Source organism: uncultured Microbacterium sp. (genome assembly GCF_963521695.1).
Classification (GTDB): domain Bacteria; phylum Actinomycetota; class Actinomycetes; order Actinomycetales; family Microbacteriaceae; genus Microbacterium.
Genome location: NZ_CAUQWC010000121.1, coordinates 1 through 10,000, shown reverse-complemented (window position 1 = coordinate 10,000; position 10,000 = coordinate 1). Strand labels below are relative to the sequence as shown.

At 70.0% G+C, this 10,000-nt stretch carries 12 protein-coding genes; 3 read left to right on the top strand and 9 right to left on the bottom strand.

What is annotated here, in order from left to right:
- The 3 genes from RWP81_RS10150 to RWP81_RS10140 all read right to left on the bottom strand — a co-directional run.
- Nucleotides 1-609 (bottom strand): ATP-binding cassette domain-containing protein (locus tag RWP81_RS10150; protein ID WP_314455689.1); only part of this gene is annotated, 609 nt, incomplete at its 3' end.
- 378 nt (nt 610-987) lie between these two features.
- Complete coding sequence (locus RWP81_RS10145) at nt 988-1,653, bottom strand: response regulator transcription factor (protein WP_314455687.1); 666 nt, start codon at nt 1,651-1,653, stop codon at nt 988-990.
- Complete coding sequence (locus RWP81_RS10140) at nt 1,646-2,905, bottom strand: histidine kinase (protein WP_314455685.1); 1,260 nt, start codon at nt 2,903-2,905, stop codon at nt 1,646-1,648. The genes RWP81_RS10145 and RWP81_RS10140 overlap by 8 nt, the downstream gene beginning before the upstream one ends.
- A gap of 141 nt (nt 2,906-3,046) precedes the next feature.
- On the opposite strand from RWP81_RS10140, the gene RWP81_RS10135 reads away from it, so the two are divergent.
- Nucleotides 3,047-3,619 (top strand): NADPH-dependent FMN reductase, encoded by a 573-nt coding sequence (locus RWP81_RS10135; RefSeq protein ID WP_314455683.1) that lies wholly within the window; start codon nt 3,047-3,049, stop codon nt 3,617-3,619.
- A 52-nt stretch (nt 3,620-3,671) separates the two neighbouring features.
- On the opposite strand, the gene RWP81_RS10130 is transcribed toward RWP81_RS10135, so the two are convergent.
- From RWP81_RS10130 to RWP81_RS10120, 3 genes are all read right to left on the bottom strand, one after another.
- Nucleotides 3,672-4,913, bottom strand: a complete 1,242-nt coding sequence (locus RWP81_RS10130; protein ID WP_314455691.1) for an RNA polymerase sigma factor — start codon at nt 4,911-4,913, stop codon at nt 3,672-3,674.
- A gap of 50 nt (nt 4,914-4,963) precedes the next feature.
- Nucleotides 4,964-5,389, bottom strand: a complete 426-nt coding sequence (locus RWP81_RS10125) for a YciI family protein (protein WP_314455680.1) — start codon at nt 5,387-5,389, stop codon at nt 4,964-4,966.
- 303 nt (nt 5,390-5,692) lie between these two features.
- Nucleotides 5,693-6,538: an exodeoxyribonuclease III gene (locus RWP81_RS10120; RefSeq protein ID WP_314455677.1), complete on the bottom strand. Its 846-nt coding sequence runs from the start codon at nt 6,536-6,538 to the stop codon at nt 5,693-5,695.
- Between the two features lie 213 nt (nt 6,539-6,751).
- On the opposite strand from RWP81_RS10120, the gene pyrE reads away from it, so the two are divergent.
- A complete protein-coding gene (gene pyrE / locus RWP81_RS10115; RefSeq protein WP_314455674.1) occupies nt 6,752-7,330 on the top strand; it encodes an orotate phosphoribosyltransferase in 579 nt (192 codons plus the stop codon).
- 267 nt (nt 7,331-7,597) lie between these two features.
- On the opposite strand, the gene RWP81_RS10110 is transcribed toward pyrE, so the two are convergent.
- The 3 genes from RWP81_RS10110 to RWP81_RS10100 all read right to left on the bottom strand — a co-directional run bounded on the left by RWP81_RS10110 (nt 7,598) and on the right by RWP81_RS10100 (nt 8,928).
- The gene (locus RWP81_RS10110; protein ID WP_314455671.1) at nt 7,598-7,747 is read right to left on the bottom strand and encodes a hypothetical protein; all 150 of its coding nucleotides are present in this window, start codon (nt 7,745-7,747) and stop codon (nt 7,598-7,600) included.
- Nucleotides 7,748-7,829: 82 nt separating this feature from the next.
- Nucleotides 7,830-8,660, bottom strand: coding sequence for an HAD-IIA family hydrolase (locus RWP81_RS10105; RefSeq protein ID WP_285136464.1), 831 nt, complete (start codon nt 8,658-8,660; stop codon nt 7,830-7,832).
- A gap of 97 nt (nt 8,661-8,757) precedes the next feature.
- Entirely contained in the window at nt 8,758-8,928 is a 171-nt protein-coding gene (locus tag RWP81_RS10100; RefSeq protein ID WP_055951934.1) for a CsbD family protein, read from the bottom strand.
- Nucleotides 8,929-9,116: 188 nt separating this feature from the next.
- Here RWP81_RS10100 and RWP81_RS10095 point away from each other — a divergent pair.
- Nucleotides 9,117-10,000 (top strand): SDR family NAD(P)-dependent oxidoreductase (locus RWP81_RS10095; RefSeq protein WP_314455666.1); only part of this gene is annotated, 884 nt, incomplete at its 3' end.

Genomic DNA, 10,000 nt, shown 5'->3' with positions numbered 1-10,000 from the left:
GCGGATGATGACCACTCGGTCGCACAGGCGCTCGACGACGTCGAGCTGGTGCGACGAGAACAGCACGGCGGCTCCCGCCGCGGCCTTCTCTTGCAGGACGCCCGCGACGACGTCGACGGCGAGCGGGTCGAGTCCCGAGAACGGCTCGTCGAGGATCAGGACATCGGGCTCATGCACGAGGGACGCCGCGATCTGCGCGCGCTGCTGATTGCCCAGCGACAGCGTCTCGACGAGGTCGCCGAGGCGCTCGCCGAGCCCGAGCCGCTCGAGCAGCGCCGTGGCCTTCTTCGTCGCCTCGGCTTTGCCGAAGCCGTGCAGACGCGCGAGGTAGGCGATGTGCTCGGCGACCTTCATCTTCGGATACAGCCCGCGCTCCTCCGGCATGTACCCGAAGCGGCGACGATCGGTGGCGGTGAGGGGCGCGCCGTTCAGCGCGACGGTGCCCGCGTCTTTGGCGAGCACCCCGAGTGCGATGCGCATGGTGGTGGTTTTGCCGGCGCCGTTGCCGCCGACGAAGCCCGTCAGCCGCCCGGGGGCCACGGTGAAGCTCACGTCGTCGAGCACGCGGCGTCCGCCGTAGCTCTTGGTGATGCCGTTCAGATCGAGCACGATGCATCCCTTCTTCTCGTTGTGTCCCACGCTAGGCATCCGGATGCCGCGGCACCTCCACCCGGGGAGGGGTCGTGGCCTCCGCCGTGAGGGGGAGGACGGGGACACAACGCAGGAGATGCCTCCCTGACTCGGCTCACCTCCGTCCGCGGACCGGTGCCCGGAGTCGGTTTTCCTGCATTGTGTCCGCGGCGGGCAGGGACCGCGGCGGCGATCCGCAGAAAGGAACCCGGGCAGGACCTCTGGCGATCCGACGGACACACCGCAGGACATCCGCCTGCGGCGGGAGCCCTCCGGCCGACGCCGCGTTGTTTCGGCACCGGATCTCCTGCGTTGTGTCCGCATCGGGGCGTCGCCGCGTGAGAAGGTCGGCTCGCGTCAGGCCAACCCGTGCCGGTGCGCGAGCACGACGGCCTGCACGCGGTCGCGGGCGCCGAGCTTCTGCAGCACGTTCGACACGTGCGTCTTGACGGTCGCCTCGCCGATGAACAGCCGCGCGGCGATCTCGGCGTTGCTCATCGCCTCGGCCACGAGCGTGAGCACCTCCGACTCGCGCTCGGTGAGCGGCTCCGTCAGGAGCAGCGGAGAGGGAGCGGATGCCGTGGGCGCGGGCGGTAGCCCCGCGAAGCGCGCGATGACCCTGCGCGTCACCTCGGGGGCGAGGAGCGCGTCACCGGCGCCGACGACGCGCACCGCCGCCACGAGCTCCTCCGGGCCGGCGTTCTTGAGCAGGAACCCGCTTGCTCCGGCGGCGAGGGCGTCGAACAGGTAGTCGTCGCGGTCGAAGGTCGTGACGATGAGCACGGCGGCCTTCGAGGCGGGGTCGGCTGTGAGCCGGCGGGTGGCCTCGAGGCCGTCCATGTCGGGCATCTGCACGTCCATGCAGATCACGTCGGGCTGCAGTTCGGCCGCGGCGGCGATCGCCTCGACGCCGGAGGCGGCTTCGCCGACCACCGTGATGTCGTCTTCGAGCGAGAGGATCGTGCGGAAGCCCGCCCGCATCATCATGTGGTCATCGACCAGCAGCACGCTTAACTCAGACACGGGTCGCCTCCGAGCGAGCGAGCGGCACCCGCACGCGCACGAGATACCCGCCGCGAGCCCGGGGGCCGATCTCGATCGTCCCGCCCGACACGGCGGCTCGCTCGCGCATGCCGGTCTGCCCGAGCCCCGGCGTCGACGAGCCGCGGCGGCCGGTGTTCGACACCTCGAGTTCGACGGCATCCGGATCGAATCGCAGACGCACGTCGGCGGTCGCGTCGGGCCCCGCATGGCGACGGGCGTTCGTCAGTGCTTCCTGGGCGATGCGGTACAGGTTCACCTGCACGAGGGGCGCCGGATCGTGGGCGGGTTCGCCGACCACCGTGAAGGTAGTGGGGAGTCCTGCCGCAGCAGCATCGTCGGCCAGCGCGCGGATCGAGGTGAGCGCGTGCGTCGTGGGCGCGGTGTCGGGCGCGCTGTCGGTACCGGGGGTCCGCAGCGTCTCGAGCAGGTGCCGCAGCTCGTGCAGCGACCTGCGCGCCGACCCCTCGATGCCGGTGAGCACCTCGCGGGCGGCGTCGGGATCGCGGTCGAGGAGCGAGCGGGCGACTCCCGCCTGTACACCCATCAGCGACACGTGGTGCGCGACGACGTCGTGCAGCTCGCGCGCGATGCGCACGCGGTCGAGGGCGACGGCTTGGGCTGCGGTCACCTCGCGCTCGGCTTCGAGCTCGGCGGTGCGCTCCTCGAGCGCTGCGCGCTCGCGCATCTGCTGATGGGAGCGGTCGCCGAAGTAGTACGCGCCGCCGAAGAAGAGCGCGTTCACCCCGATCATGAGCAGCTGGTAGGCCACGAACGGCGAGAAGGCCCCGGCCCGCGAGAAGGCCCCCTCGACCGCGGCGTCGACGGGCTGCGTGGCATCTTGGAACATCACCACGAACAGCCACGCGAACATGCCGACGATGATCGCGACCCGCACGATGGTGGCGCGGCGCCGGTTCTGCTCCCAGGCGCCGACCGTGTAGAGCGCGATGAACATCGCGATGTTGCCCGCATACAGCTCGGGAATGCGGAACGTCACGGCCAGGAAGTACGCCACCGACACGATGACCGCCGTCGCCGACGGCCACCGGCGGCGGAACGCGAGGGGGACGGCGAGGACGGCGACGTATCCCAGCGCGACGGCGAGCGAGCCCTGTTCGTCGCCGTAGATGCCCGAGACCGCCGACAGCACGGCGCTCAGCAGACCGCCGAGGAACAGCACGAGAGCGAGCACGAGGTCGCCGCGCTGCTGGGTGCGGGTGGGGCGTGGCATCCCTCCACGGTAGAGCGGACGTCCGACACGTGCATCCCCCGAGGGGCGGAGTCAAGAGGGCGGGGAATACAGATTCGACCCGGATGCTTGCACGTGAATGCATCCGGGCTCTTTGCCCCCGTCATCCCAGAGAGGATCATCGTGACCGAGTACACGATCGGCTACATCGTCGGCAGCATCTCCAGCACCTCGATCAACCGCCGCCTCGCCAAGGCGCTCGAGAAGGTCGCGCCCGAGGGCGTCACCCTGAAGGAGATCCCGATCAAGGACCTCCCCTTCTACTCGCCCGACTACGACGGCAACTTCCCCGAGGTCGCGACGACCTTCAAGACCGCGATCGAGGATGCCGACGGCGTCATCATCGTCACCCCCGAGTACAGCCGTTCCATCCCCGGCGTGCTGAAGAACGCGCTCGACTGGTCGGCTCGTCCGTACGGCGAGGCGTCGTTCAACGACAAGCCCACCGCCGTCGTCGGCACCTCGCAGGGCGGAGTCGCCACCGCCGCGGGCCAGCAGCACCTGCGCGCGGTGCTCCTGCACTACAACGCCCTCGTCCTCGGCCAGCCCGAGGGCTACATCCAGTCGACCCCCGGCCTGTTCGAGGAAGACGGCACCGTGACCGACGAGGGCACCGCGGAATTCCTCCGCTCGATCATCGAGGCGCTCGTGACGCTCGTCGCGCGCACCGCCCCGGCAGAGGTCCCCGCGGCCTGACGCATCACGCGGCGGGGCCGGGGTTCGCTCCGGCCCCGCCGTCGTTCGTCCGTCACCCGCCGGGCGCGTCAGCCTTTCTCCGCAGCAGCGCCGCCTCGCGCTCATTCCGGGTCAGGTCCGCCGCTCGCAACAGCTCCGACCGGGCCTCGCGCGTGCGCCCCAGCCGGCTCAGCAACTCCCCGCGCACCGAGGGGATGAGGTGAGAGCCCTTGAGCGTCCCGGACGCCGAGAGCGCATCGACGAGCGCGAGCCCCTCGAGAGGACCGGATGCCATCGACACGGCGATCGCGCGGTTGAGGTCGACGACGGGACTCGGCGCGACACGGCCGAGAATCTCGTAGAGCAGCACGATGCGGTCCCAGTCCGTCGCATCGACGCTCGTCGCCTCGGCATGACACAGCGCGATGGCCGCCTGCAGTTGGTAGGGGCCTCGACCCCGACCGAGGGCGTCGGCACGGTCGAGCAGCGACGCACCGCGGGCGATGGCCGAGCGGTCCCAGCGGCGACGGTCCTGGTCGGCGAGGAGCACGGCATCCCCGGATGCATCCACGCGCGCGGCGAACCGCGAGGCCTGCAGCTCCATGAGCGCCGAGAGACCGAGCGCCTCGGGTTCGCGGGGTAGCAGACGGTTCAGCACGCGGCCCAGACGCACCGCTTCGTGCGCGACGTCGGTGCGCAAGACGGCGTCGCCGGTGCTCGCGGCGTATCCCTCGGTGAAGACGAGGTAGATCACGCTGAGCACTGCGCCGAGGCGTGCCGGCCACTCCGCCGGATCGGGCACCGCGAAGGGCACATGCGCTGCGGACAGCGCTTTCTTCGCGCGCACGATCCGTTGCTGCATCGTGGGCACGGGCACGAGGAAGAGCCGCGCGATCGCCTCGGTGTCGAGGCCGCCGACGACCTTCAACGTCAGGGCGACCTGCGCCTCACGGGCGAGCACGGGATGGCACGCGGCGAACACCAGGCGCAGCACGTCGTCGTCGATCGGCTGCCATTCGGCATCCGAGATCTCTTCGAGGTCGGCACCCATGAGGCGGTATTTCTCGCTCAGGTTCTGCGCGCGGCGCCAGTCGTCGATCGCGCGGCGCTTGGCCACGGCCGTGAGCCAAGCGCCCGGGTTGTGGGGCACGCCGTCGCGGGGCCACTTCACCAGGGCCTCGGCGACGGCATCCTGAGCAAGATCCTCGGCGGTCGAGAGATCGCCGACAACCCGCCCGAGCGTCGCGACGATCCGGGCGCCTTCGATGCGCCAGATCGCCGCGACGCGTCGCGAGAGGTCGGGGTCAGGGGTCACGACGGGGGCTTCGCCCGCGCGGGCAGCTTCGTCGGGCGAAGGGGTGCAGGTCACCGCGAGGACTGCTCCTCGCGCCAGCCCTCCTCCTTCTGGATGTACTCGTTGTCGGCGAACGCCGCGAAGTCGGTCTCGTCGGTCACGCGACGCACCTCGAGCTTGTTGCCGGCGATGAGGGGCGCGCGCCGCGCCCACTCGACGGCCTCGTCGCGCGACGACACCTGGATGATCCAGAAGCCGTTGAACAGCTCGTGCGTCTCGCCGTAGGGGCCGTCGGTGACGACCGGCTCCTCGCCGCCGAACTCGACGACGAAGTTCGCGCTCATGTCCTCGGCCAGCCCGTCACCCGCGACGAGCACGCCCGCGTCGATCATGGACTCGTTGTACGCACCCATCTCGTTGATGACCTGCTCGAAGGGGATCTCCTTGTATGCCGCGTACGCCTCGTCGGTGCCGCGCATGATCAGCATGTACTTCATCGTGAACTCTTCTCGTGTGTGCTCGGTCGAGCGATCGGAGGGGAGCGAATGCCTGCCCCTACTATCGCGTCGAACGGGCGCGAGCGGAATCGACAGGGGCGCAGAAGATTTTTCGGATGCCGCTCCCGGCGCACCGGTCGGCCAGTTTCCTCGCAGAACTGCGCTGATCTCGCAAGATCGGTCTGATTCGCTGCGAGGAACGTGCACAACTGCGAGGAGCCGGCGGCGCGCCGAACCCGTCCGCATCTCCCGCGTGCATCGTGCACCCCGGATGAAGGGCTCCGGATGCCACCGGCGCGGCGCTCAGCCGAAGATCATCGGCATGTCGTCATCGTCGTCCGCGGCCGAGAAGTCGAGGTCGGCGACGACGGGGACGTGATCGCTGGGCACCTCGCCCTTGCGTTCGTTGCGGTGGATCTCGGCCCCGTGCACCGCGTCGGCGAAGGCCGGGGAGCCGAGGATGAAGTCGATGCGCAGGCCCTCGTTGCGCGGGAAGCGCAGCTGCTTGTAGTCCCAGTAGGTGTAGCCGGTCGGGATGAGCGGGCGCACCACATCGGTGAGCCCCGCCGTCTCGAACGCGGCGAAGGCTGCGCGCTCGGGAGGGGAGACGTGGGTGGTCGCACCCTCGACCACCGTGGGGTCGCCGTTGTCGGCATCCGTCGGCGCGATGTTGAAGTCGCCGGTCAGTGCGAGCGAGAGGTGGGGGTCGGCCGCGAGAGAGGTGGCGGCGTACTCGCGGAGCTTGTCGAGCCAGTCGAGTTTGTACGCGTAGTGCGGGTCGTCGAGGCCGCGGCCGTTGGGGACGTAGAGGCTCCAGACGCGCACGCCGTTGACGGTCGCCCCGATCGCGCGGGCCTCCTGCGGGAGGTCGGGCCCCTCTTTGCCCTTCTCGAACCCGGGCATGCCGGGGAAGCCGATCTCGACGTCTTCGAGCGGCTCACGGCTGGCGATCGCGACGCCGTTCCACTGATTCAGCCCGTGCGCGGCGACGTGGTAGCCGGCTTCCTCGAACGCGGCGTACGGGAACTGCTCCGTCTTGCACTTGATCTCCTGCATCGCCAGCACGTCGATGTGCTCGCGCACGCAGAACTCGACGGTGCGGGTGACGCGGGCACGGATGGAGTTGACGTTCCAGGTGGCCAGGCGCATGGCATCCAGCCTACTTTCGGCCGCCGACATCGCCGTCCGCCGGAGCGTCCGCCGGATGCCGTGTGCACAACGGCGGATGCCTGGGGCGACACGCCGTGACACGGAGCCCCGGGCACGGCGTGTCGTTGATGCCCCCGCCGTTGTGCGCGCGCCGGTGCGGGCCGGGACCGCGCAATAGAATCGACGCCGTGACCGCGCAATAGAATCGACGCCGTGACCGCAGCCTCTACTCCCGAGCTCGAAGCCGACCGCCAGGCCCTCATTAGCCTCATCAACGACGAGGCGGTGTTCCACGGCGACTTCACCCTCTCGAGCGGCAAGAAGGCGACGTACTACGTCGACATGCGCAAGCTCACCCTCGACCACCGCGCGGCCCCGGCGATCGGTCGCCTCGTGCTCGACCTGGTGAAGGATCTCGACGGCGTCGTGGCCGTCGGTGGACTCACCCTCGGCGCCGATCCCATCGCCAACGCGGTCATGCACGAGTCGGTGCACGCCGGCCGCCCGCTCGACGCGTTCGTCGTGCGCAAAGAGGCGAAAGATCACGGCCGCGGTCGTCAGATCGAGGGGGCCGACATCGTCGGCAAGCGCGTCGTCGTCGTCGAAGACACCTCGACCACCGGTCAGTCGGCGCTCAAGGCCGTCGAGGCGCTGCGCCGCGAGGGAGCCGAGGTCGTCGCCGTCGCCGTCATCGTCGACCGCAAGACCGGTGCGCAGGCCGCGATCGAGGCCGAGGGCCTGCAGTGGCTGGCATCCATCGACCTCGACGACCTGGGTCTCGCTCCGCAGTAAGAGGGCCCCCGCGAGAACAGGACCTTCGTCGGGCGCAGGTCGGTTCGCTGAGGAGCGGTCCTGTTCTGGCGCGATCCCCTGTTCTCGGGTGGCCGCGAGAGGCCCCGAGTTCGGACGTCCGCGTCGCACGGCGGGTGGGATGCCGGCTGGCGCCCATCGCCGCACCTCCGGCCACCGGCGGCACCCGCACCTCCATGCACCGGCGGCACCCGCGTCAGCGGTGGCGGTGCGACATCGGATGCCACGGGCGCTGGCCGCGCGGAGGACTCAGTGCGGATCGTCGTCCGGTCCCGGACCGTCGAACGGATCCCGCCCGCCGCCTCCGCGGCGCGAACGCCGCCACTGCACGATGAACGCTGTCAGCGTGCCGGCGGTGATGAAGAAGGCGGTGATCAGCCACAGCGTGCGGTCGTCCATGCTTCATCCTTGCCGGTGGCGTGCGGCGTTCGTCAACCCCGCGCGGATCGCCGGACGGGGCGTCGTAAACGGGGGCGGGGCCTCAGAGGCCCGCTTCGAGGCCCTCTTCGCCGTCGGCGAGTTCGGTCTCGAACGGTTCGGCGCGCACGAGTTCGGCGACGGAGCCGAGGATCTCGTCGGGTCGGAAGGGGTATCGCTCGATCTCGCGCTGGTCGCTGATGCCGGTGAGCACCAGCACCGTGTGCAGGCCCGCCTCGATGCCGGCGACGATGTCGGTGTCCATGCGGTCGCCGATCATGCCGGTGTTCTCACTGTGCGCGCCGATGCGGTTGAGCGCCGAGCGGAACATCATCGGATTGGGCTTGCCGACGATGTAGGGCTCTTTGCCGGTCGCCTTGGTGATGAGCGCGGCGATGGCGCCCGTCGCCGGGAGCACTCCCTCGGTCGAGGGGCCCGTGGCATCCGGGTTCGTGGCGATGAAGCGCGCGCCGCCGCGGATGAAGCGGATGGCCTTGGTGATCGCCTCGAACGAGTAGTTGCGGGTCTCGCCCACCACGACGTAATCAGGCGTGGTCTCGGTCATGATGAAGCCGGCTTCGTGGAGGGCCGTCGTCAGCCCCGCCTCGCCGATGACGAACGCAGAGCCGCCCGGCATCTGCGACTTGAGGAAGTCGGCGGTCGCCAGCGCGGAGGTCCAGATGGACGCCTCGGGAACGTCGAGACCCGACGCGCGCAGCCGGGCGCTGAGGTCGCGCGGCGTGAAGATCGAGTTATTCGTCAGCACCAGGAACGGTGTGCCCTCGGCACGCCACTGCGCGAGCAGTTCGGACGCCCCCGCGATGGGCGTGTTCTCGTGGACGAGCACGCCGTCCATGTCGGTGAGCCAGCACTCGATGTCGCCACGCGTCCGCATGGGGCCAGCCTAACCCCGGCCTCCGACACACCCCGGGAACGAACGAGGGCGGGCCCGGCCCGAGAGCCGTGACCCGCCCGTCTGCGCAGGAGAGACCTTACTTGAAGGTGTCCTTGACGTTCTCGCCGGCCTTCTTGGCATCCGCCTTCACCTGGTCGGCCTTGCCCTCGGCGACGAGCTTGTCGTTGTCGGTGGCGTTCCCGATGGTTTCCTTCGCCTTGCCCACGATGTCCTGAGCGGCGTTCTTGATCTTGTCGTCCAGACCCATGATGTGACTCCTTCTCGAATGTCGGCGTCGGCGAGAGGTCTCGTCGCGACGGAGCGCGTGCTCGTATAGGAGACGTGCGGAGTTGCCGATTCGTCACGCATCGGTGGTAAGAATTTTTCCCGGGAGACGATATGCCCGCAACGGAATGAACCCGTGACGGCGGCGGACGATCTGGCTAGGGTCGTAGGGTGGCGCGCACCGAGTGGGATCCTCAGAACCTCCCCGACCTGTCGGGGCGGTCGTATCTCGTCACCGGCGCGACGCGGGGGCTCGGCTACTTTGCCTGCGAGCAGCTCGCCGGCGCCGGGGCGCGCGTGCTGCTCACCGGACGCAACCCGAACCGTCTCGCCGCGGCGAAGTCGGCGGTGAAGCGGTCGCATCCGGATGCCGCGATCGAGACGCTGCTGCTCGACACGAGCAACATGGGGTCGGTCCGCGCGGCCGCAGCGACCGCCCGTGCCCGAGGCCGACTCGACGGTCTCCTCCTGAACGCCGGCGTCGTGCACCCGCCGAAGCAGCGCGAGACCGTTGGCGGGCACGAGCTGGTGTTCGCCACCAACGTGCTCGGCCACTTCGCGCTCGCCGGAGAACTGCTCAAGCCCCTCGCCGGCGCCCGCGGTCGGATGGTGTGGGTGGGCAGCATATCGACCTCGATCTGGGGACACCTGCCCACCGATCCCGAGCTCAGCGAGGGCTACACGCCGTGGCGCGCATACGTGCAGTCGAAGGCAGCGACCACGGCGCTCGCGCTCGAGGCCGACAAACGTCTGCGCGCGCACGGCGTCCCGGTGCAGAGCCTCGTGGCGCATCCCGGCTACTCGACCAGCGGACGCACCCGCGGGGTGCGCGGAGTCAACGAGCCGAGTCGGCTCACCCGCTTCCTCGACAACCTGCAGGCCCCGATCACGCAGTCCAAGGAGCAGGGTGCCTGGGCGCTCGTGCGCGCGGTGGTCGACCCGCTCGCCGAGGGAGGCGAGATGTACGGCCCGGCGCTCGTCGCCCGCGGCGAGCCGCGCGGGGCAGCCCCGGCACGGCGCACCCGGCGCAGCGACCTCGGAGCCGAGCTCTGGCG